19 protein-coding genes and 6 tRNA genes are annotated in these 23,927 nt (G+C 44.5%); 1 reads left to right on the top strand and 24 read right to left on the bottom strand.

What is annotated here, in order from left to right; translation table 11 throughout:
* Window positions 1-211: 211 nt before the first annotated feature.
* Window positions 212-493 carry a hypothetical protein gene (locus tag M2134_RS05920; protein WP_280751035.1) on the bottom strand — a complete coding sequence of 94 codons (282 nt, stop codon included), beginning with the start codon at window positions 491-493 and terminating at the stop codon, window positions 212-214.
* A 547-nt stretch (window positions 494-1,040) separates the two neighbouring features.
* Here M2134_RS05920 and M2134_RS05915 point away from each other — a divergent pair.
* Window positions 1,041-1,114 (top strand) — tRNA-Asn (locus M2134_RS05915).
* Between the two features lie 55 nt (window positions 1,115-1,169).
* On the opposite strand, the gene M2134_RS05910 is transcribed toward M2134_RS05915, so the two are convergent.
* The 23 genes from M2134_RS05910 to M2134_RS05800 form a co-directional block, all read right to left on the bottom strand.
* On the bottom strand, window positions 1,170-2,441 hold the full coding sequence (locus M2134_RS05910; RefSeq protein ID WP_280751034.1) for a hypothetical protein: 1,272 nt from the start codon (window positions 2,439-2,441) through the stop codon (window positions 1,170-1,172).
* A 30-nt stretch (window positions 2,442-2,471) separates the two neighbouring features.
* Window positions 2,472-3,719 (bottom strand): outer membrane beta-barrel protein, encoded by a 1,248-nt coding sequence (locus tag M2134_RS05905; RefSeq protein WP_280751033.1) that lies wholly within the window; start codon window positions 3,717-3,719, stop codon window positions 2,472-2,474.
* Complete coding sequence (locus tag M2134_RS05900) at window positions 3,697-4,257, bottom strand: sigma-70 family RNA polymerase sigma factor (RefSeq protein ID WP_280751032.1); 561 nt, start codon at window positions 4,255-4,257, stop codon at window positions 3,697-3,699. The genes M2134_RS05905 and M2134_RS05900 overlap by 23 nt, the downstream gene beginning before the upstream one ends.
* A gap of 155 nt (window positions 4,258-4,412) precedes the next feature.
* Complete coding sequence (gene rpoC, locus M2134_RS05895; protein WP_280751031.1) at window positions 4,413-8,699, bottom strand: DNA-directed RNA polymerase subunit beta'; 4,287 nt, start codon at window positions 8,697-8,699, stop codon at window positions 4,413-4,415.
* 38 nt (window positions 8,700-8,737) lie between these two features.
* On the bottom strand, window positions 8,738-12,550 hold the full coding sequence (gene rpoB, locus M2134_RS05890; protein WP_280751030.1) for a DNA-directed RNA polymerase subunit beta: 3,813 nt from the start codon (window positions 12,548-12,550) through the stop codon (window positions 8,738-8,740).
* A gap of 107 nt (window positions 12,551-12,657) precedes the next feature.
* Window positions 12,658-13,032: a 50S ribosomal protein L7/L12 gene (gene rplL, locus M2134_RS05885; protein WP_280751029.1), complete on the bottom strand. Its 375-nt coding sequence runs from the start codon at window positions 13,030-13,032 to the stop codon at window positions 12,658-12,660.
* A 49-nt stretch (window positions 13,033-13,081) separates the two neighbouring features.
* Complete coding sequence (rplJ, locus tag M2134_RS05880; protein WP_280751028.1) at window positions 13,082-13,612, bottom strand: 50S ribosomal protein L10; 531 nt, start codon at window positions 13,610-13,612, stop codon at window positions 13,082-13,084.
* 13 nt (window positions 13,613-13,625) lie between these two features.
* A complete protein-coding gene (rplA, locus tag M2134_RS05875) occupies window positions 13,626-14,324 on the bottom strand; it encodes a 50S ribosomal protein L1 (RefSeq protein ID WP_280751027.1) in 699 nt (232 codons plus the stop codon).
* Window positions 14,325-14,338: 14 nt separating this feature from the next.
* On the bottom strand, window positions 14,339-14,782 hold the full coding sequence (gene rplK / locus M2134_RS05870) for a 50S ribosomal protein L11 (RefSeq protein WP_280751026.1): 444 nt from the start codon (window positions 14,780-14,782) through the stop codon (window positions 14,339-14,341).
* Window positions 14,783-14,855: 73 nt separating this feature from the next.
* On the bottom strand, window positions 14,856-15,398 hold the full coding sequence (nusG, locus tag M2134_RS05865; protein ID WP_280751025.1) for a transcription termination/antitermination protein NusG: 543 nt from the start codon (window positions 15,396-15,398) through the stop codon (window positions 14,856-14,858).
* Between the two features lie 13 nt (window positions 15,399-15,411).
* Window positions 15,412-15,606: a preprotein translocase subunit SecE gene (secE, locus tag M2134_RS05860; protein WP_280751024.1), complete on the bottom strand. Its 195-nt coding sequence runs from the start codon at window positions 15,604-15,606 to the stop codon at window positions 15,412-15,414.
* A gap of 19 nt (window positions 15,607-15,625) precedes the next feature.
* A tRNA-Trp gene (locus M2134_RS05855) sits at window positions 15,626-15,698 on the bottom strand.
* Window positions 15,699-15,741: 43 nt separating this feature from the next.
* On the bottom strand, window positions 15,742-16,929 hold the full coding sequence (gene tuf, locus M2134_RS05850; protein WP_280751023.1) for an elongation factor Tu: 1,188 nt from the start codon (window positions 16,927-16,929) through the stop codon (window positions 15,742-15,744).
* Between the two features lie 62 nt (window positions 16,930-16,991).
* Window positions 16,992-17,063 (bottom strand) — tRNA-Thr (locus M2134_RS05845).
* A gap of 4 nt (window positions 17,064-17,067) precedes the next feature.
* Window positions 17,068-17,143: transfer RNA gene (locus M2134_RS05840), tRNA-Gly, on the bottom strand.
* Window positions 17,144-17,155: 12 nt separating this feature from the next.
* A tRNA-Tyr gene (locus tag M2134_RS05835) sits at window positions 17,156-17,238 on the bottom strand.
* Between the two features lie 72 nt (window positions 17,239-17,310).
* Window positions 17,311-17,384, bottom strand: a tRNA-Thr gene (locus M2134_RS05830).
* A gap of 102 nt (window positions 17,385-17,486) precedes the next feature.
* A complete protein-coding gene (gene raiA, locus M2134_RS05825; protein ID WP_280751022.1) occupies window positions 17,487-17,786 on the bottom strand; it encodes a ribosome-associated translation inhibitor RaiA in 300 nt (99 codons plus the stop codon).
* The gene (locus M2134_RS05820) at window positions 17,776-18,684 is read right to left on the bottom strand and encodes a tyrosine recombinase XerC (protein ID WP_280751021.1); all 909 of its coding nucleotides are present in this window, start codon (window positions 18,682-18,684) and stop codon (window positions 17,776-17,778) included. Before M2134_RS05820 ends, raiA begins: the two co-directional genes overlap by 11 nt.
* A gap of 74 nt (window positions 18,685-18,758) precedes the next feature.
* Complete coding sequence (rpsU, locus tag M2134_RS05815; RefSeq protein ID WP_280751020.1) at window positions 18,759-18,950, bottom strand: 30S ribosomal protein S21; 192 nt, start codon at window positions 18,948-18,950, stop codon at window positions 18,759-18,761.
* 150 nt (window positions 18,951-19,100) lie between these two features.
* Window positions 19,101-21,743, bottom strand: a complete 2,643-nt coding sequence (locus M2134_RS05810) for a carboxypeptidase-like regulatory domain-containing protein (protein ID WP_280751019.1) — start codon at window positions 21,741-21,743, stop codon at window positions 19,101-19,103.
* The gene (locus M2134_RS05805; protein ID WP_280751018.1) at window positions 21,740-22,624 is read right to left on the bottom strand and encodes a GLPGLI family protein; all 885 of its coding nucleotides are present in this window, start codon (window positions 22,622-22,624) and stop codon (window positions 21,740-21,742) included. Before M2134_RS05805 ends, M2134_RS05810 begins: the two co-directional genes overlap by 4 nt.
* 66 nt (window positions 22,625-22,690) lie before the next feature.
* A complete protein-coding gene (locus M2134_RS05800) occupies window positions 22,691-23,920 on the bottom strand; it encodes a 6-bladed beta-propeller (RefSeq protein WP_280751017.1) in 1,230 nt (409 codons plus the stop codon).
* Window positions 23,921-23,927: the final 7 nt, after the last annotated feature.

The raw sequence follows: 23,927 nt of genomic DNA, 5'->3' as shown, positions 1-23,927 counted from the left end.
ACAAAGCGTACAAGGGATGTCCTATTTAGCAAAACAAAGACAAAGATAAGTCTTCTGCGGATACAGCATCCGGGGCGATCCGCGATTTCAACAAAAAAATAACGGAACTCTAAAGAGTGGGGGTACTCTTTAAGTTCCGTTAGAGGGGGGGTATATATAGTGAGGGGTTAGTGAAGCATCTTTTTAACGTTAAACAACTCTTTGCTTCACCTTAAAAGTGTCTACATAGGAGAAAATCTTCATGCAAGTCCCGAAAAGCCGGATTATAATAACTTATCGTATGTTGCAGTATTCTGTTACTCAGTTTGTTTAGCAGTTGCTTGTGTGCCAATCCTTCATCCAGGGAGTCGAATTGTTCGAAATAGAGGAGCTCATGACCGCCACTTTCTTGCAACACCTGAGAAAATGTTTCCGCATACCTTATATATAAAGGATTGTCGGCTCCTTTTTCTCTGTCTATATAGACCCAACAGTAATTATTTCTGCATTCCATGATATACGTTATTTATCCGGTTGAAACATGTTGCAAATATGAAGAGAAAAGCTTCGATGGATGTTGCAAATCAGAAAAACATTGTTTCAAATCCAAAAAAATGCCTCTTTTTTGAGTCTTTTTACGTCAAATCCTAACGGAATTTATACGGATTTTGTAGTTTCGGACAGCTTAAACACCGCATCATTACAGAGAAGTCACATGTTTTGTTACATTTTCAAAGAAGAAAAGCGTAAAAAAAGTTTTCGGTATGATAACCAGCCCTCGGTGTCGAAGATGCGTCACGTTGATAAGCCTCTTTTTTTATTCTCACCCGCATGAGAATTTTTTCTCACGCGGGTGAGAATTTTTTTCTCGCTTTTTAATCCGACCTCTTCGAGGCCGATTAGCGTGACGCAATAAATACAAAACTGTCACGGCTCAAAAGAGATCGATGGAAATAACTACAGTTGCAGGTATCATTTTTTGGTAAAAAATTTGCAGATATAAAAATAAGATTTACCTTTGCATCGCCGTTCAAAAAAGGAGTTTGACGAACAGCTTACATTCTTCCTTAGCTCAGTTGGTTAGAGCATCTGACTGTTAATCAGAGGGTCCTTGGTTCAAGTCCAAGAGGAAGAGCATAAAAAAACCGGTTTCCCAAAAGGAACCGGTTTTTTTGTTGTGTTTATATCGCTTATTTGAAGGCGATCTTACTTAGTTTCGTGATCTTATCGAGATGGGTGTAGTCATACTGATACAAGCCATCATCGGCAATCATCATCAAGATATTATCAAACGGGATCACATCGTATCCCTCCATGCCGGCGTAATGCACCAGTCGGTTGGCCATCAGTTGTTGCGGATCGCCCACCTTAAATATCTGCAAGCCATCATCACAAAGGAAAAGCGTGCCGTTGTCGATGCCCAATCCTTTGGGCTTTTTCATATTGTAGGTCACGATATGACGGGGTGAGCGCACATCGCTCACGTCGATAATCATCAGTTCATTGTTGTTTTGTCCGCACCAGTTACCGGAATGGATCGTCACATAAGCCAGGTCATTTTCCACCACTACCGGGTCGCATCCGAACACATGGCTAACTGTCGACATGCGCTCCGGCTTCAATGGATCGGCCACCGAATAGATACTCATGCCCGTAGGCGTGCCCAAAAAGAGACAATCTTTATAGGGAAAAATCGTCTCAACACTCCAATCGACCGGGATACTCTCCACCGCCTTTTTGGGCTGATCGCCCGAGAGGTCGAAAATCGCCATGTAGTTCTCGATCACCGCATACAGATAATCCTGATAGAGCCCAAAGCGCGACATAGAACCATTGACGCCATTGGTCATGCCTCCTCCGCTTGCGCTGGAGTAATTGACAGAACTGTCTGCCATAGGCCTGTTATTATTATAACGATAGTATTCTACCTCTTCTGACCGTTGAGTCAGTTTCCAACCGACAACGATTTGGGTATTGCCCGTCGTTGAGGGGTTACAAAGAGAATAATCATACCCGAATTCATTATCGATCACAGGCAGGGCATCCGGGAAAACACCTTCTAACCGGCCGATATATTCGGGTTGGGAGGGAGTTGCCAAGTCGAACCAGACCAGGTCGATATAGCTGTCGGCATATAATTTATCGTTCCGCACCGCGATATCCATATTCCCCATTAATTCGATAAAACCAACCGATTGGGGCTTGGCTGGATTCGTGTTGTCAATAATATGAATCCCTTTTTCGGGTTCCGAGATATACAAATAGCCATTGTAGAAACACATCTTTCCATGTTCTTCAATCGCTTCCGACCGGGTGGTCACCTTGACCGACGAACGAAACTCGGTCGTCGAAATAAAGAGCGGTTCGTTTATCATGTATTCAACACGCTCTTTCACCATATCGCTGCAACTGCTCAACAGAGCGGCCAATAGGGCTACTGCAATAAAACTGATTCGTTTCATATTCATTTTAATTATAAGTTTATTGTAAACTCAAAACTGATACCTCACCCCGGCGCCTATCCCGAAACCAAATGGCTTATCCGTGCGGGTGCTGATCGGTTGATTGTTGTCAAAATAATAATAGATTTTCGGTTCGCCATACAGGCTCCAGTTGTTATAGAAGCGGTAGGAGAGACCTACGGCTCCATTTAGCGACCATTGCACGCCACTGATCCGTGTCCGTCCGGTGATGTTTTCGATCCGATTGCCATAGATTCTTTTTTCGGTATAGATGGAGTTAAGCCCCTTCTCGATCATCACCCCGCCCGACAGATAGGCATTCCATCGTCCCCAGTTCCATACATTGGCCACCAGATTGATCGGTATGCCCAGGTAATGAAGCTCCAGCTGGCTTTCCAATAAGCGGCCTTGGTGTCCTGACATCTTGGTCGAAAGATAGGTGTAGACCAAGCCTGTTTCCATGGCCCATATCCGGTTGAAAGGAATGCGGGTGATTATCCCGAACGAGAGCGGCAGGGCATAATCGATATTGGCAAAATCGTCCGCGTCGACGTTGTCGTTGAATGCCGGATGACTGGGAATGGGAATACCGCCTCCGTTGCTGAAATCCAGTTGAGGTGAGTTATTCTCGGTGGAAAGAAAGCTAAGCGATCCATTCTGTCCGGTGCCCACTACCGCGGCCACCAGCCAGTTGCCCTCCCTCTTTTTTCGCCCGGTCTCCCGGGGAGAGGTGAATCGATGTTCCGTTTGTTCCCGCTCGGGCGTAGGCGCTCTCTTGTTGGTCTCTTTTTTCTTCGGTGCGGGTTCCTCCTTTTTCTCAGATTCAACCGCTATCGGCTCTTCCTCACCCACCACTACTTCGTCTGAAAGGATATGGGGCGCAGTTAATTCTTCTTTTTTCGTGACACCAGCCACTAAACGGTCGACCGGCCGGGGAGAAACGCTTTTCTCTTCACCGGAAACATCCATCGTTTCTTCGATCACCTCTGCCGTTGTCGTCTCGGGAGTCGATGATTCCGTTTTTGGCTGTTCGGCCAACACAGGAACCGCCTCTCCATTCTCCGTCTGCGGAAAGAAGATCCAGAGAGCGCCCGTCAGCAAAGCAGCTGCCAACAGCCCGATGATCCAGCCTGTCCGTCCCTTTTTCCTTTCGTTCAGGCGCGACTCCAAGCTCTCCCAGAGATCCGGTTCAACCGGCATCCGGTGATCTTCCAGCCTTCTTTTCAGATAACTACTGAACAGATCCGGCGAATCGTTATGTTTTGCTTTGTCTGACATGATCTTTATCGATTAAAGAAAGTACACTTTTCTGTAAGGCATTCCGTGCCCGGATAAACTGTGTGCGCGAGGTAATCTCGCTTACGCCGAGTATCTGAGCGATCTCCTTATGCGAAAATCCTTCAATGGCATACATATTGAATACCGTCCGGTAGCCATCCGGCAATTGAGCAACGCATCGCATCAATTCTTCGGTCGACAGGCGGTCTAAGGCCGATTCATCCGTCTGCACGGGGTGAATGGCGGCATCATCGATATTCACACTGAGTTTCAACGCGTCCGTTGTTCGAAGATACTCCAGGGCCGTCGTCACGAACACCCGGCGCATCCAGGCACCTAAGGCTCCTCTTCCCGCATACTCTCCGAATTTGGTGAATACTTTTATAAATCCATCCTGAAGCAGGTCACGAGCCGTTTCACGGTTGTTGACGTAACGCATACAAACGCTCATCATGAGAGGAGCATAGATCTCGTATAATTCTTTACGAGCCCATGATTCACCTCGTCTGCATCCGTCAATCAACTGCTGTTCTTTCATAAGTACTTATGCTCACTATCTCTTTGATGAAAATAGAAGAAGAATAGTTGCATCAAAGATATTTTATTTCATAGTTATGTACGGGGTTAATGCAAAAAAAAGGCTACCGAATCGTTTCGATAGCCTTTTTATATAGGAGATGTCTCTGAGTCTGATTAGTCTTCGTCTTCGATAGCGCTGAAGTCTACAACGTTTTTGCGGTTAGCAAAAATGCGGTCGAATTCATCTTTGGCTCCGACAACCAATTTGTCGAACTCACGCTGTCCGGTACCAGCCGGGATCAGGTGACCGCAAATCACGTTTTCTTTCAAGCCTTCCAAGCGGTCTACTTTACCGTTGATAGCAGCTTCGTTCAATACCTTGGTTGTTTCCTGGAAGGAAGCAGCCGACATAAAGCTGGTGGTTTGCAGTGCGGCACGCGTGATACCCTGCAGGATCTGGTTGGCGGTTGCCGGAACGGCATCGCGCACCTCTACCAGTTTCAGGTCACGGCGTTTCAACATACTGTTTTCATCGCGCAGCTTACGGGCGGTAACGATCTGTCCGGCGTGCATGGTCTGTGAATCGCCCGCGTCGAGCACCACTTTCTTGCCCCAGATACGGTCGTTCTCTTCCATAACATCCAGTTTGTCAACCACCTGTTGTTCGAGGAAGCGGGTATCTCCCGGATCGACAACTTCTACCTTGCGCATCATCTGACGAACAATTACTTCGAAGTGTTTGTCGTTGATCTTCACACCCTGCAGACGATATACGTCCTGTACTTCGTTCACAATATATTCCTGAACAGCCGTCGGACCCTTGATCGCCAGAATGTCGGAAGGCGTGATAGCACCATCGGACAACGGCATACCCGCGCGGATATAGTCGTTTTCCTGAACAAGCAATTGCTTAGACAGTGGCACCATGTATTTCTTCACTTCACCCAGCTTAGAGGTTACCATGATTTCACGATTACCACGTTTGATCTTACCAAATCCAACTTCACCGTCGATTTCAGATACGACAGCCGGGTTAGACGGGTTACGCGCTTCGAACAACTCGGTTACACGTGGAAGACCTCCGGTGATGTCACCTGTCTTACCAACAGCGCGAGGTATTTTCACCAATACTTCACCGGCCTTGATCATATCGCCCTCTTCGATAATCACGTGAGATCCCAGCGGCAAAGAGTAGTTCTTCAGATGGTTGCCGTTCTCGTCCACAATGTGGGCAGCAGGAGCCTTTGTTTTATCTTTCGATTCGATGATGATCTTTTCTTTCAAACCGGTCGTTTCATCGCTTTCAACCTTGAAGGTGTTACCCTCGATCACGTTTTCAAATTCCACCTTACCGGATACTTCCGATACGATAACGGCGTTGAACGGGTCCCATTCAATGATGGCGTCTCCCTTTTTCACCTTGTCACCACTCTTGAAGAAGAGTTTAGAACCGTAAGGAATATTGTGTGTCAACAGGACGATGTTGGTGTTCTGATCGACAATGCGCATTTCAGCCAAACGGCTAACGACTACCTGGTGCTTCTTGCCTGTCGCATCTTCGGCATCAACGGCGCGAAGTTCATCAATTTCAAGAATACCATCGTATTTAGAAACAATGCTGTTTTCCGTAGCAATATTGGAAGCAATACCCCCAACGTGGAACGTACGCAGTGTCAGCTGTGTTCCCGGTTCACCGATAGACTGGGCGGCAATAACACCGACCACTTCCCCTTTCTGAACCATTTGGCCGGTAGCCAGGTTACGTCCGTAACATTTGGCACACACCCCTTTCTTCGATTCACAGGTAAGTACCGAGCGGATCTCAACACTCTCGATCGGAGAGTTCTGGATCTTATCGGCAGCATCTTCGCGGATCTCTTCTCCGGCATTGACAATGATCTCGCCGGTCAGCGGATGTTGAATGTCGTGAACAGAGACACGTCCGAGTATACGTTCGTATAAAGAGGCGATTACCTCTTCGTTATTTTTCAATTCTGTACAAACCAAGCCACGCAGCGTACCGCAGTCCTCTTCGTTGATGATCACATCGTGTGATACGTCCACCAGACGACGGGTCAGGTAACCGGCGTCAGCCGTTTTCAATGCCGTATCGGCCAAACCTTTACGGGCACCGTGAGTAGAGATAAAGTACTCGAGCACCGACAACCCTTCTTTAAAGTTAGAAAGAATCGGGTTCTCAATAATCTGTCCACCATCGGAGCCGCTCTTTTGCGGTTTCGCCATCAATCCACGCATACCGGACAGCTGACGGATCTGTTCTTTCGATCCACGAGCACCGGAGTCCATCATCATATAAACCGAGTTGAATCCATCGTTGTCGTCGGCCAGCTTCTTAATAAGGATATTAGAGAGCTTGCTGTTAACGTGGGTCCAGGTATCGATGATCTGGTTATAACGTTCGTTGAAGGTGATGAATCCCATATTGTAGTTGGCCAGGATCTGTGCTACTTCCTCGTCTCCTTCGGCAACCAATGTCTCTTTTTCTTCGGGGATCAATACGTCGGCCAGGTTGAACGACAGACCACCCTTGAATGCCATCTGGTAACCCAGGTGCTTGATGTCGTCAAGGAACTGAGCCGTACGAGCCACACCACATGTTTTGATCACTTTACCAATGATGTCACGCAGTGATTTCTTACCCAGGATCTCGTTGACATAACCTACCTCTTCGGGAACAAACTCGTTCACCATCAGGCGACCTACTGAGGTTTCAATCATTTCGCGAACCGAGTTGCCTTCGCTGTCTATGTTTTGTACATATACTTTGATCGGGGCATGGATACCCACTTTGCCTTCATTGTAGGCAATGGTTGCCTCTTCCGGTCCGTAGAACGTAAGGCCTTCGCCTTTGGCTCCTTTACGCAGTTTGGTGATATAATAGAGTCCCAAAACCATATCCTGAGAAGGTACGGTGATCGGCGCTCCATTGGCCGGGTTAAGGATATTATGCGATGCCAGCATCAACATTTGCGCTTCCAATACGGCTTCATTGCCTAAGGGCAAGTGAACAGCCATCTGGTCACCGTCGAAGTCGGCGTTGAACGCCGTACAAGCCAACGGGTGAAGCTGAATAGCTTTTCCTTCGATCAATTTGGGTTGGAAAGCCTGGATTCCTAAACGGTGCAATGTCGGGGCACGGTTCAGAAGCACCGGATGTCCTTTCATTACATATTCCAGAATATCCCATACCACCGCTTCTTTCCGGTCGACGATCTTCTTAGCGGATTTCACCGTTTTCACGATACCGCGTTCGATCAGTTTACGGATAACGAATGGTTTATAAAGTTCGGCTGCCATGTTTTTAGGCAGACCACATTCATGCATTTTTAATTCCGGACCTACCACGATTACCGAACGGGCTGAGTAGTCCACACGTTTACCGAGCAGGTTCTGACGGAAACGTCCCTGTTTACCTTTCAAGCTGTCGGAGAGTGATTTCAACGGACGGTTAGCGTCTGTCTTCACCGCGCTCGATTTGCGTGAGTTGTCGAACAATGAATCGACAGCCTCTTGCAACATACGTTTTTCATTACGCAGAATCACTTCCGGCGCTTTGATATCGATCAGTCGTTTCAGACGGTTGTTACGGATAATCACACGACGATAAAGGTCGTTCAAGTCGGAGGTTGCAAAACGTCCACCATCCAGTGGTACCAACGGACGCAGCTCAGGCGGAATAACGGGAACGACCTTTACGATCATCCATTCCGGTTTGTTCCGGTTGCGCGACGCGCGGAACGACTCAACCACCTGCAGGCGTTTGAGGGCTTCGTTTTTGCGCTGTTGCGAAGTATCTGTGCTGGCACGGTGACGCAGGTCGTAAGAGAGAGCATCCAAATCAAGACGTTGCAACAGATCGTACACCGCTTCGGCTCCGATTTTCGCAATGAATTTGTTCGGATCAGTGTCGTCGAGCAGTTGGTTTTCCTTTGGCAGACTATCTACAATATCCAGATATTCTTCTTCCGACAAAAGATCCAATTCGGCAACGGTGTCTACACTACCCGGCTGGATAACGACATAGCGTTCGTAATAGATGATAGAATCAAGTTTCTTGGTAGGCACGCCTAACAGGTAACCGATTTTATTGGGCAGTGAACGGAAATACCAGATGTGTGCCACCGGCACGACCAAATGGATATGTCCCATACGTTCACGACGTACTTTCTTTTCAGTAACTTCCACACCACAACGGTCGCAGACAATCCCTTTATAGCGGATACGTTTGTATTTACCGCAATGGCATTCGTAGTCTTTGATCGGGCCGAAGATGCGTTCGCAGAACAAACCATCACGTTCGGGTTTATAGGTACGGTAGTTGATCGTCTCCGGTTTCAGGACTTCACCACTCGAGTTCTCAAGAATCTCTTCCGGAGAAGCTAAACCGATTGTGATCTTTGAAAAGTTACTCTTTATTTTATTTTCTTTTCTAAAAGCCATATTCTTCTAATTGAGAATTGATAATTGAGCATTGATAATTAGTCCAGCGTAAAACTCAAGCCAAGACCGCGAAGTTCGTGGAGCAATACGTTGAGTGATTCAGGAATACCCGGCTGTGGCATAGGTTCTCCTTTCACAATCGCTTCGTATGCTTTGGAACGTCCGACAACGTCGTCCGACTTAATGGTCAGAATTTCCTGCAGGATATGAGCAGCGCCGAATGCTTCAAGCGCCCAAACTTCCATTTCTCCGAAACGTTGTCCCCCGAATTGAGCTTTACCTCCCAATGGCTGCTGGGTAATCAAAGAGTACGGTCCGATGGAACGCGCGTGCATCTTGTCGTCAACCATGTGACCCAGTTTCAGGAAGTAAGTAACACCTACTGTCGCCGGTTGGTCGAATCGTTCTCCGGTTCCACCATCATACAGATAGGTCTTTCCGTAACGAGGAATGCCGGCTTTGTCTGTCCAGTCGTTCAAATCGTCGAGTGACGCACCGTCGAAGATCGGCGTAGCGAATTTCGTATCCAGCTTACGTCCGGCCCATCCCAGTACCGCTTCGAATATCTGTCCGAGGTTCATACGGGAAGGTACCCCCAGCGGGTTCAAACAGATATCTACCGGTGTTCCATCTTCGAGGAACGGCATATCTTCCTGACGGACGATCTTCGATACGATACCTTTATTACCATGGCGTCCTGCCATTTTATCTCCCACCTGGATCTTACGTTTTTTGGCAATATATACTTTTGCCATCTGAACAATACCTGTCGGGAGCTCATCACCAATCGTAAGGTCAAATTTCTTACGTCTCAGTTCGGCATCCAATTCTTTGAACTTTCTCAAATAGTTCAGAATAACCTGTTTGATCAATTCGTTCTTTTGCTCGTCGGCTGTCCATTTGCTCACCTGAACGGCGTTGTAATCAAGGTCTTCCAGCACTTTGCGGGTGAACTTGTTGCCTTTGGTTACCACTTCCACGTTCATGAAGTCTTTCACGCCCTGGGAGGTCTTGCCATTGGTCAATACAAGTAGCTTTTCAACCAATTTGCCTTTCAGTTCCGCCAATTTGGTGTCGTACTCTTCATCCAGCTTAGGCAGAATCGCTTTGTCAGTCAAACGAGACTTACGTTTCTTAACCGCTTTTGAGAAGAGAGCCGTATCGATTACCACTCCTCGCAACGAAGGAGTCGCTTTTAATGAGGCATCTTTGACATCTCCGGCTTTATCACCGAAGATAGCACGAAGCAGTTTCTCTTCCGGAGAAGGATCGGACTCCCCTTTCGGAGTAATCTTACCAATCAGGATGTCTCCCGGTTCGATACGCGCTCCGATGCGAACAATACCTCTTTCATCCAGGTCTTTTGTTGCCTCTTCGCTCACATTCGGGATATCAGAAGTCAATTCTTCCATACCGCGTTTTGTTTCGCGTACCTCAAGGATATATTCGTCTACATGCACAGAGGTAAAGAAGTCTTCACGTACCATGCGTTCGTTCAATACGATCGCATCCTCGTAGTTGTACCCTTTCCAAGGCATGTAAGCAACCATCACATTACGTCCGAGTGCTAACTCGCCGTTTTGTGTAGAATACCCTTCCGTGAGCACATCACCCGCAACAACCCGTTGTCCGACTTTGCAAATAGGATGCAAGTCAACGGTGGTGCTTTGGTTTGTCTTTCTCCACTTCGGTATAATATAGGTTTTAACCGCATCGTCGAAGCTCACGAAGTCTTCATCTTCGGTACGGTCATATTTTATCTTAATAGTTGTTGCATCTACAAAAACCACTTCTCCTTCGCGTTCGGCAACGATTTGAGTACGTGAGTCGCGTGCAACCTGTTGCTCAATACCGGTACCTACAATCGGAGCATCTGCATGCAACAAAGGAACTGCCTGGCGCATCATGTTCGATCCCATCAACGCACGGTTCGCGTCGTCATGTTCCAGGAACGGAATCAAGGAGGCAGCAATAGAGGCAATCTGTGTAGGAGATACGTCCATCAAGTCGACTTCGGCAGGTGACACAACCGGGAAGTCAGCTTCCAAGCGTGATTTTACCTTGTCACGGATAAAGCGACCTTTCGCATCCAATGGAGCATTTCCCTGGGCAATGGTCAACTTTTCTTCCTCTTCGGCTGTATAATATTGTAATCCTTCTTCTGAGAAGTCTACCTTTCCGTCTGTTACATTACGATAAGGCGTGGCAATAAAGCCGAGGTCATTGATCTTGGCATATACACAAAGAGAGGAGATCAAACCGATATTCGGTCCTTCCGGAGTTTCAATCGGACAAAGACGACCATAATGTGTATAGTGCACGTCACGCACCTCGAAACCGGCACGCTCACGAGAAAGACCACCCGGTCCTAATGCCGACAGACGACGTTTGTGTGTGATCTCAGCCAACGGATTGGTCTGGTCCATAAACTGCGACAAGGCATTTGTTCCGAAGAAAGAGTTGACAACAGAAGAGATCGTCTTCGCATTGATCAGGTCGATCGGTGTAAATACCTCATTATCGCGAACGTTCATACGTTCACGAACCGTACGTGACATACGTGCCAATCCGATACCGAATTGATTGTATAACTGTTCACCCACTGTACGTACGCGACGGTTACTCAAGTGGTCGATATCATCTACAATCGCCTTTGAATTGATCAACTCAATCAGGTATTTGATGATTTCAATGATATCCTCCTTGGTCAGTACCTTTACGTCGTCACTAGTAGAAAGGCCTAATTTCTTATTAATACGATAACGGCCTACTTCTCCCAGGTCATAGCGTTTTTCGGAGAAGAACAGATTGGTGATTACTTCACGAGCACTGGTGTCATCAGCCGGATCCGCATTACGCAGTTGTCGGTAAATGTATAATACGGCTTCTTTTTCCGAGTTACTCGGGTCTTTTTGCAGTGTGTTATATATAATAGCATAGTCGGAGAGATTCTGATCTTCCCGATGCAATAAGATATGTTGTGTTCCCGATTCGAGAATTTCTTCGATGTTATCCTGATCCAGAATAGATTCACGATCGATGATAACATCATTACGTTCAATAGAAACCACTTCACCGGTATCTTCATCCACAAAGTCTTCTACCCAGGTTTTCAGTACACGAGCTGCCAACTTACGTCCGATAAGTTTTTTCAGGTTTGTCTTCGTTACTTTAACCTCTTCCGCCAGATTGAATATTTCGAGAATATCTTTATCGCTTTCAAAACCGATAGCTCTCAAAAGGGTAGTTACTGGCAATTTCTTTTTACGGTCGATATAAGCATACATGACATTGTTGATGTCTGTAGCGAATTCGATCCAGGATCCTTTAAACGGGATAATACGGGCTGAATACAGTTTGGTTCCGTTCGCATGCGTGCTTTGCCCGAAGAATACGCCGGGAGAACGATGCAACTGCGAAACGACAACGCGTTCAGCTCCATTGATAACAAAGGTTCCTCTTTCTGTCATGTATGGGATAGGCCCCAAATATACATCCTGGATAACGGTGTCGAAATCTTCGTGATCCGGGTCTGTACAATACAGTTTTAACTTAGCTTTTAATGGAACACTATAGGTTAATCCCCTGGCGATACACTCTTCGATGGTGTAACGGGGCGGATCAATGTAGTAGTCTAAAAACTCTAACACGAAATTATTTCGGGTATCTGCGATAGGAAAATTCTCTGCAAATACTTTATATAATCCCTCCTTCTTACGTTTTTCCGGAGCTGTGTCAAGTTGTAGAAAGTCTTGGAATGACTTCAATTGTACTTCGAGAAAATCCGGATAAGGCAGTGGATTCTTGATCGAAGCGAAGTTAACTCTTTGTTTGTCAGTTGCTGAAGACATTTGTAAGGATTTTATTGAACTTAATGAAAATATAGACGCAAAAAGGTTAAGAGTCTCCTTTTGATCGCAGACTCTTAACCACTATCCTGTTTAACAGGCTATGAATTTTATTTAAGCTCAACTTCTGCTCCTGCTTCTTCTAAGCTTTTCTTTAATCCTTCTGCGTCTGCTTTCGCCATACCTTCTTTGATAGGGCTAGGAGCACCGTCAACTAAGTCTTTTGCTTCTTTCAAGCCAAGACCAGTCAGTTCTTTTACTAATTTAACGATCGCTAATTTGTTAGCGCCCGCAGCTTTCAATACTACGTCGAAAGAGGTTTTTTCTTCTTCTGCCGGAGCAGCAGCGGCTGCAGGACCTGCAACAGCAACAGCTGCAGCAGCAGGTTCGATACCGTACTCTTCTTTCAGGATAGTAGCGAGTTCGCTCACTTCTTTTACAGTCAAGTTTACTAATTGTTCAGCAAAAGCTTTCAAATCTGCCATTTTTGTATAATTTAAATGTTTATTTATCAGTAATAAGTTGTATGAAAAATTATCTCTCTTCCAGTGTTTTCAAAATACCGGTCAGAGTTTGGCCTCCTGATTGAAGCGAAGAAATAACATTCTTCACCGGAGATTCCAACAGAGCAATAACATCGGCAATAAGCTCGTTTTTGCTCTTGATGTTTACCAAAGCGTCCAGGTTTTCAGCGCCAATATAGAAGCTTTCCTGTACATAGGCAGCTTTCAAATATGGTTTGGCTACTTCGCCCTTTTTGGATCCTTTGGTGAATTCCTTAATCAGTTTGGCAGGGGTGTTAGCCTGTTGCGAGAACATGATGGCTGTGTTACCCTTCAGGGATTCGTCTAACGGAGAGAAGTCTCCTTCAACGTTGTTCAATGCTTTCTTCAGCAACGTATTCTTTACCACAATCAGTTTGATCTCCTGTTTGTAGCAAGCTTTTCTTAACAGGCTGGTCTTCTCTGCATTCAATGCTTCGATATCAGTCAGATAGAAATTAGGATATTCCTGCAACGTAGCTGTAAGCTTCTCTATAATAGCGTATTTATCTTCCTTTCTCATTGTTCAATTGTTTTTAATTTTCTTCAACTGATTTAGGATCAATTTTGATACCCGGACTCATTGTACTTGAAAGATAAATGCTCTTAACGTATGTACCCTTTGCTGCAACCGGTTTCAGTTTGATCAACGTAGCGATAAATTCTTTGGCGTTGTCACGAATCTGATCCGGAGTAAAAGAAACTTTACCTACAGATGTGTGTACAATACCGGTTTTATCTACCTTAAAGTCGATTTTACCTTGTTTAACCTCTTTCACAGCATTACCGATTTCATTGGTAACCGTTCCGCTCTTAGGGTTAGGCATCAAGCCACGAGGACCTAACACTCTACCTAAAGCACCGATCTTACCCATAATAGACGGCATGGTGATGATAACATCAATGTCGGTCCAACCGCCTTTGATTTTATCAATATACTCATCCAACCCAACATATTCAGCGCCGGCTGCAGTAGCTTCAGCTTCTTTGTCAGGTGTACATAATGCAAGAACTCTGATCTGCTTACCCGTACCGTGAGGCAATGAAACAACGCCTCTCACCATTTGGTTTGCTTTACGGGGGTCAACACCTAAGCGAACGTCTACATCAACAGAGGCATCGAACTTTGTCGTAGTAATTTCTTTTACTAAGGCAGATGCTTCCTTTAATGTATACATTTTCCCAGGTTCAATCTTGCTTAAAGCCAACTTTTGATTTTTTGTAAGTTTACTCATCTCAATTGATTTTTTTAATTATTACCCGGGAATGCTCCTTTTACTGTGATACCCATACTTCTGGCTGTTCCGGCAACCATTCTCATGGCTGATTCAACAGTAAAGCAGTTCAAATCGACCATCTTGTCTTCTGCAATTGTTTTTACCTGTTCCCAGGTAATTTCCGAAATCTTTTTACGATTAGGTTCTGCAGATCCACTCTTCTGTTTGGATACTTCCAATAATTGGATAGCCACAGGAGGTGTTTTAACAACAAAGTCGAATGACTTATCGGCATAGTAAGTGATTACCACCGGTAATACTTTTCCAGCCTTGTCCTGAGTCCTGGCATTGAATTGCTTGCAAAACTCCATAATATTAATACCCTTAGAACCTAAAGCAGGTCCTACTGGGGGAGAAGGGTTTGCTGCTCCTCCTTTAATCTGCAATTTGATTTGTCCAGCAACTTCTTTAGCCATTTTTCTTAAATTTAATATATAACATCAGTAACTTGAAGAAAGAAGTGGGTAGTACTTCCGTAACAAAAAAGTACTATTCTTTCTCTACTTGTAAATAACCTAACTCCAGTGGGGTCTTACGTCCGAAGATTTTAACCATCACTTTGAGTTTCTTTTTCTCGGCATTGACCTCTTCAATAATGCCACTGAAACCGTTAAAAGGACCATAGGTCACTTTCACCGTCTCTCCTACATAGAACTGGATATCTATCTCTTCTTGTTGTTCCTGCAGTTCGTCTACCGTACCTAAAATACGGGCTACTTCCGCCGGACGCAAAGGGATAGGATTGTCAGATCCACCTAAGAACCCAATCACATTTGGGATGTTGCGTAATTGATGAGCGACTTCCCCAACCAATGCGGCCTCTACCAATACGTATCCCGGCAAGTAAGCTCTTTCTTTCATTACTTTCTTGCCGTTGCGTACTGTAAAAGTCTTCTCGGTGGGAATAAGAACTTGTGATACATATTCACCCAAGTCCGAATTCTTCATCTCGGATTCCAAGTATTCTCTAACCTTATTCTCTTTACCACTAATGGCACGGAGAACATAAAATTTCTTCTGGATATCAGACATACCTTAAAACCGATTAAAAAATTCTTTCGTAGACGAAGCGCATCACGCCTTCAAAAGCCAGGTCAATAACAAAGATCAGTGCTGCAATGATAAGGGAAGCAACTAATACCACTACCGCACTGTTGGAAAGCTCTGTTCTCGTTGGCCAAGAAACCTTCTTTACAAGTTCGTTATAAGATTCCTTAATATAATTGATTATCTTTTTCATCGAATCTATAGATTTTTTGCACGGAAGGAGAGGCTCGAACTCCCGACACCTGGTTTTGGAGACCAGTGCTCTACCGACTGAGCTACTTCCGTAAGTAAGCCGGCCCGAAAGCCGGCTTTATTGTTGAACTACTTATTAGTCTAACAGTTCTGTGATCTGGCCTGCACCTACTGTACGTCCACCTTCACGGATTGCGAAACGCAAACCTTCGCTACAAGCTACCGGGTAGATCAATTCTACAGTGATAGATACGTTATCACCAGGCATTACCATTTCAGTTCCTTCCGGCAAAGTGATTTCACCAGTTACGTCCAATGTACGGATGTAGAACTGCGGACGGTATTTGTTGTGGAACGGTGTGTGACGACCACCTTCTTCTTTCTTCAGGATATACACCTCAGCTCTTACTTTAGAGTGCGGTTTAACTTTTCCCGGGTGAGTGATTACCATACCACGTTTGATTTCGTTTTTGTCGATACCACGGAGCAACAAACCTACGTTGTCACCAGCCTGGCCTTCGTCCAACAACTTACGGAACATTTCAACACCTGTTACTACAGATTTCATGCCTTCAGCTCCTAAACCGATGATCTGAACTTCTTCACCTACTTTGATGATACCTGTTTCGATACGACCTGTTGCTACTGTACCACGACCTGTGATAGAGAACACGTCTTCAACCGGCATCAAGAAAGGTTTGTCAACTTCACGCGGAGGCAGCGGAATCCAGTTGTCACAAGCTTCCATCAGTTCCATGATCTTATCTTCCCACTGAGCGTCACCGTTCAGTCCACCCAAGGCAGAACCGCGGATAACCGGAGTATTGTCACCGTCGAAGTTATAGAAAGAAAGCAGTTCTCTCATTTCCATTTCTACCAGTTCCAACATCTCTTCGTCGTCAACAGAGTCACATTTGTTCATGAATACAACCAGTCTCGGAACGTTTACCTGACGAGCTAACAAGATGTGCTCGCGAGTCTGAGGCATAGGACCATCAGTTGCAGCAACTACGATGATAGCACCGTCCATCTGAGCAGCACCCGTAACCATGTTCTTAACGTAGTCGGCGTGACCCGGACAGTCAACGTGAGCGTAGTGACGATTAGCTGTCTCGTACTCAACGTGTGAAGTGTTGATCGTGATACCTCTTTCTTTTTCTTCCGGAGCGTTGTCGATAGAATCGAATGAACGCAATTCAGAAAGACCTCTCTTTGCCAATACTGTTGTGATAGCAGCTGTCAAAGTAGTTTTACCATGGTCAACGTGACCAATCGTACCGATGTTAACATGCGGTTTCGATCTTTCAAATTTTTCTTTTGCCATAACTTTAATTGTTCTTTATTTGATTAATGATCATGTCTTGATAATATCTCTTTTCTATCTTGAGCCGGTGCCGAGATTTGAACTCGGGACCTCTTCCTTACCAAGGAAGTGCTCTACCACTGAGCTACACAGGCAAATTGGAGCGGAAGACGGGGCTCAAACCCGCGACCCTCAGCTTGGAAGGCTAATGCTCTATCAACTGAGCTACTTCCGCAAAAAAAAAACGTGGGCAGTGATGGATTCGAACCACCGAAGTCGAAAGACAGCTGAGTTACAGTCAGCCCCATTTGGCCACTCTGGTAACTGCCCAGTTTGTTTTTTCAATACTTTTTTAAGAAAACGTTAACCTCTGTCAACCTTTGCAAACTGCGTTTGCTTTTGAGCCTCTTGTCGGATTCGAACCAACGACCCCGAGATTACAAATCACGTGCTCTGGCCAACTGAGCTAAAGAGGCGATTCTGTTCCCCAAAATAAGCAGCCGCTTCGTTATTGGGGGCGAAACGGCTGCAAATTTAGATATTATTTCTTTAATACCAAACTTCTCTTTGTCTTTTTTTTATTTGGTCCGAACTTTTTCCTTTATTTTGGCAAGTTGCTTTTCCAACGCTACAATACATTCGTCGGTAGCCTCTTCAAATGAGTCGGCTGTTTTTTCGGCGAAGCAGTCACCGTGCTTGATCTTAAGTAATATGCCGGCCTGTTTGTTATTGGCTGTTTCCGGTTTTACTACTTTCAGGGTTACCTCTGCCGATTGTATATCATCGTAGAATTTTTCTAACTTAGATACTTTTTTCTGAATAAACGCTTCCAGTTGTTCTGAAGCATCGAAATGAATAGCCTGAATTCTAATTTCCATAATGACCTCCTTCTTTTTTTGCTCTTGGATGAGCATGATACACTTTTTTTAATTCCTCAAAGGTTGTATGCGTATAAATGCTGGTGGACGCTAAGCTGCTATGGCCTAATAGCTCTTTCACAGCGTTTAGCTCCGCTCCATTATTTAACATGCTTGTTGCAAAAGAATGGCGCAATACGTGTGGGCTGTGTTTCCCCAGCGCGGGTATCTGCTTTAGGTTCCTCTTTACAATATTATATATAGCGGAGGTGTTTAGTGACTCTCCGTTTTTTTTCATGAATAGTGAAGAGGGGCTAAGGCTGATCTCCTTATCGCGTAATTCGATGTATGTTTGTAACAGATTTTTTAATCCTTCAGCGAAAGGAATGATCCTCTCTTTGTTTCTCTTGCCCTTTACCTTTAGCTGCATTAGTTCAAAACTGATGTCATTGTCTTTGAGGTGGGTCAATTCCGACAGGCGGATGCCGGTGTCGTAGAATAGCTCAAGGATTAATCGGTCTCTTACACCTTCAAAATCCTCATTGAAATTGTCGCTATCGAGTAATAATTCCATTTCCTTTTCTTTGACGAAATGAGGGAGTCCTTTCTTGGCTTTTGGGCCATTGAGAAGACGCAATGGGTTATACGATAGGACGTTTTGTTTGATGAGATATTTGAAAAAAGATTTCAAAGAGCTGAGTTTCCTGTTGACGGTGGTGGGGGTGAGGCCGGAGTCTAATAGATAAACGATCCAGTTGCGCACCAGATCTCGATCAACAGTTGAGGGTGAAAAAATACCCTCTTGGTGAATTTCTGCGTACTCCTTGAATTGGCTTAGGTCTTTGCGGTAGGCCAAAAGCGTATGTTCGGAATAGTTCCGCTCATGCGCCAGGTAGTCGAGAAAATCATCAATAAACATATATTCGTTGCATTCTTTAATATGCAACGAATATACCAATAAGATTTATATTAAGCAAGTTTTGGTGAAGATTTTTAGTCTTCCATTTGCTGTAACTTCTGAACGTAAGCAGCACGTGCGTTCTGCTTTCTCTTGGTTACAGATGGCTTGGTAAAGGCCTGGCGACTTCTCAGTTCTTTTACGATACCAGTCTTTTCGAACTTTCTTTTAAACTTCTTAAGCGCTTTTTCGATGTTTTCGCCTTCTTTTAATGGTACTACAATCATAATGAAATTTGTATGTTATTTAATAATGAGTTACGTCCACAAAACGGGCAGCAAAATTACGGATTGTTTTTAATCTTACCAAAACTTTTGCTCACTATTTTATGGTTGGGGCTAATTGGCTTCGCTGATTACTGTTACAGGCTAAAAATACTATTTAAAGCTAAATCGTACCCGCAGCATCACTTCCGCCGGACGGAGTTGGTAAGAGGTGTGCGACCTGAATGTTTCATGATAGGAATCTGTTATATACCTTTTGGTATTCAGGAGATTCGTGTAGTCCAACATAAAGTCGATCCGCTTCCAGGTATATTTCACTCCGGCATCGCTAAACCACATCGAGCGATCGCCGGAGATGATGATGCTATTGTAAAAATGCTCGACGCCAAACGATAGCGACAGGTTTTTTGCCGGATAGACACTGATTTTTGCTTTTTGACTGAGTGTGCGCATAACGGGCAACTCCTGGTGCAGGGCTTCTATCTTATTTTTACTCCACCGATAACGCATCTGGTAGTAAAGGAGTGCGATTCCTCCGAAGCTGGTCGTAAACTTGGGCGCCAGATAAAAGGCATCCGATCTGAAATCAGAGGGCACCCCTTCATTTAATACCCTATTTTGGGTATAGGAGTAACCAAGGGCTAAGGAAGCATTCGTTCGTAATGCATCTATAGAGCGCCCGATATTCATAGACGCATTAAACAGGTCGTTATGGTTTTTCTGAGCAATGACACTCTTTACGCGTAGAACACCATCCTTAAACTGATAGCTACCAAGCTGATCAGAGCCCATGCGCAGATAACCGGCAGAGATACTTCCGAATAGCGTAGAAAACGGGTGTTTATAAGTCAAGCAGAGAGAACCATTATGCGTATCGTTCACAAACGCATCGCCCCTGTTCTTTGTCATATTACGGTAGGAGGTCATTATATATCCCGTATAGGCATCCTGCAATCCTCCCGCTCTTTTTGTGTAGTTGTATATCAACATGGCGCTCCAGGCATGAGAAAGTTTCCAATCAAGATGAACGAAGGGTTCAAAATAGAGCCTCCCGTTATTCGACGATTTCTTTCCTATCCGATCATTACTGTGTACCAGTTCATAGCGCAAGGGAAGCCCAGCCGCCAGCGTGATTCGAGAGCTTAGGTACCAGGAATGAAAGACGCTTGCCTTCCATTCAAAACGGTTCCATCGCAAATTGTTGCGTAGAGAATCGGATGTAATGGCAACCTCCGGGGAAACCTTGCCTGCTAAGGCCGTCTGCATATGATGAAGGTCGGCATTAAATTCCATATTCACCGAGAAGCCGCTGATACCAAAAGAGACTTTATTGCGGGTATTTAGGTTCTTCAGGTCTAAATTTTGCATCATTTCCCCTCCGGTCTGTTCCTCCAGACCGAATAGGTTGTTGTAAAGGAGAGGCTGAACGACAAGTGTTTGCGGAAGCGATTTGTAGTGTGTATAGGACATTATCTTATATCGTCGGTTGGAGCCAACGGTCTTTACCATATCGAACGTATTATTGATAGCATAGGCTTCATTTCTCAAGCGTTGCCCGATATCACTCGGCGGCTGCAATACCTGTCCGTTTTCCCGGCTCCATTCGCCTTCAAACCTCAGGGAGTTGTTCAGGTAAAACGTCTCTCTGTTACTTGTCAGCAAAAAATCCGCATTGGCTTTATGGCGTGACTGCCGGGAGTTCATTTGCTCATCAATAATAACTACCGACTGGTCAGGCAGGTAGTATTCCGTAAAAGCAGCGCTCTCCTTCTCCTGCCGGTCATAAAGATAGTTGAGATTGGTCACCAGGGTCAATTCCTTCCCCAATTTATGCAGGTCGTTGATTGAGCCGATATGCGAATCATTGAACCGATAGCGTTCTTCCTTGATAGCAGGAGCAGCGGGAGTCTGCACCTGGAGCGGGCGATACTCACCTATGCGTTGATTGGCATTGTAGTGCGCTGTTAATTCTTTGGTCACATCCTCACCGGCATTATTCCCTTTATAAACAAAGACATCTTGTGATTCAGGGGAAAAATACATACCGATCAGTTCGTTGTCACGTAAAAAACCGGGTACACCCACCCCCAACATGGCATTACCGGCAAATATTCCCTTTGCTGATTCTTTCAATTTCAGGTTGATGGCCGCCTCTGTCGGTATCTCAATACCTTGCAAAGCCTTTATGGGCTGATGGTTCTCCATCACCTGCACGGTAGCAATATCATCCGCACGGATATTATTATTGGCTATGCCATAACGTCCCTGCAACAGGTCGAGGTCTTCGATATAGAACTTACTGATCGGCTGATCCTGATAAAAGATGGTACCGTCGTCGCTCACCTGGATACCCGGCAACTTCTTTAACACATCCCCTATCGTGCGGTCATTCAAGTCTTTGAATGAACTCACCAGATAATGGAGCGTATCGCCTGTCTGGCGGATCTTTTCCGATTTGACAACGACCTCTTTTATCTCTATCAGTTCTTCGCTGACAACAAAATTCAACACCTGCGACCGATTGGCAATGGTTTGGGAAATCTTTTTCAGGTTAAAGCCGGAAACAACAATCGTCAAACTGTCCCGGTTGTTTTTGCTGCGAATCTCATAGTTCCCCTTTTCGTTTGTTGTGGCATAAGACTGCATGAGGTTATTATCCGTATCATAAAGGCTAACAATTGCATCTGTAACAGGCTCTTTGGTAAGATCCTGCGTAACCCTTCCTTTTATAATAGTTTGAGAATAAACTGTTGATGGTAGGATAAATAGTATAAACAGCCATATCCTCAGCCTCATTCCTTCTCGATGGGTTCTAATATCCAAGGCTCTATGCGGGAACCCATAGAATACTTGTTGTTATGTAGATGGCGCATCATGGTCGTCAGGCGGTTCTTTTCTGTTATTTTAGCTATTTGCTCAGGCGTAGACTTGATATAACTGTCTTTGTCCATTGTGATAGAATCTTTCGTTTTCTCGATACCTATCGCCGTGAAAGAAAAAACAAAATCATCGGATGTCGCTTTCAGTATAAGGCCGGGCAGTCCATACAATTTCCATGGCCCGTCGTTGATAGGTATTTCAGCCGTAAACCATGCATTATATGAGCGTCCTCTAAATGTCGTTGTTGCTCTTTGGCAGAGATACCCCAATACCGTAAGCGTATCATGGGTTATTTCCCATGCTTGTGGAGCAATTGTCTCCTCGCATTTATACACAGAAAGAGTACCCACTTTATCGGTTGTTATCACCTCGTTTTTCTTCCTGTTTTTATAAATTTTCGATTTGTTACTTCCCGGCTCTTCTACATAGATGCCACCCTGATTTCTCAGAATATTGAATTGTTCTGCCGAAGTGCCTTGCTTGATTATTAAGCCACCAGCTTTGCGTGCCGCATCTACATGGCTTCTAAACATTCCATCTCTCTGTGCATCTTCATTGTAAAAACAAGAACTGCTTTTCCCGACGAGAAGCATAAGCGTATCCGTAAGCACGCCTGTTACGTCGGTATTCTTATTCTTGTATTGCTGGGATGCTTCGTAGGTACATAGGATAGAGGCTTTGTCCAGCACCTCCTGTTTCAGTTTGCCTTGGGTTCGATCCATATCTTGTTTACTGAACTGGGCAAAGGCAAACGAGATCTTAGGCAGTAATAATAGTATAACTATAAATTTTCGCATGATATGTTTATTAAATATTTCATCTCTTTCTTAGTATCTGTAAAACAGCTTCATAGCTTTCCTGGGTTACTTCAACCTGGCAACCACCACCACCGGATTATCATCCTCTTTCAGGTTTGCTAGTATTTTCTTTAGCTTTTGATGTCCCTCTTGGTCTTTAATAGTTTGCTTTTCAAAGTATTCTTCCGTAAGCATTTCCTTCATTTCTTCAGCATTCCAAACATCTACAACCAGATTGTCTCCGGCATAGTATCTTGGGAAAACAGGTAATCCGCCATTGAGATCATTTACAATACCTTTTTGATGATGTTGATCCGTGTCAAGAAGCATATTTGTGTTTTTTTCTATATCGTAAATCCCATAAACAGAGCGATTGGTCGATCTGTACTCATTTACAAGGTGGTTGTATCTTGGCTTTGTTTTGGGACAGGGGAATATGTCGGGCACCAATGTGTTATAAAAAAAGAATTTGGGTGTTCCAACAATGTCCAGACCAGTATTAAATGCAAAATGTCGAGATCTTCGACGTGACATTTCAAATTTTTCAAGACATTCTATAGGGATGGAGTATTTGCCTACTTCAAAAATGTATGCCGGTTTTAATTTCGAATTCTCATATACGTAAAGTGTATCATTTACGTAATCTTTTAAATACAATTTGTCCTCAACACGAAAAGGAGTTAATGAGCGATGATAGGTGCCAACCCATTCTCCTTCCTTCTTGAAAAAAACATGATTAGGGAAACATTCGACAATTTTTCCATCCCCATTAAATAGAAAATATTTATATTTTGTTTCCCCATCATTGTGTATTGATCCTATAAACATGTCGCCGCCGACAGAAGAAATCTGAATTATAATTTTGTTGTTAATTTTAGGTTTCTGTATAGAACGAATATAATTCCCCTTAAAATCATACTCTGAAATTTTTGCTACATCATCAACATAAATAGCCTGTTTGTCAGTACTTGAGAAAAATATATTTGCGGAAAGATATTCTCCTGGGCCTTGTCCTATTCTTCCGATCTTATAAAGGAATTTCCCTGAAATATCAAAAGCGTTAAGATGCTCACCACGCATGAAAATATAATCGTCTTTAAGGATAATTCGAGGAAAAGGAGCATTAGGGAGCAAACATTCATCTCTTGTCTCCAGCGGGATTAACTCTATAGACGAAAAATAGTCGGAACAATAAGCGCGTTGGTATTTTTCTATATGGCCGATCAGATCAATCACCGGGTAGTCCCCCTCCGGTTTTTCTTCGGCGCAAGCAATCAGGTTGATGACTATAGCCATTAGTATG

This window comes from Parabacteroides sp. PM6-13 (assembly GCF_029892605.1).
In the GTDB taxonomy this organism is placed as follows: Bacteria; Bacteroidota; Bacteroidia; order Bacteroidales; family Tannerellaceae; genus QVMG01.
Note: the sequence above shows the minus strand (reverse complement) of the source record. Positions and strands in the feature narration are given on the sequence as shown.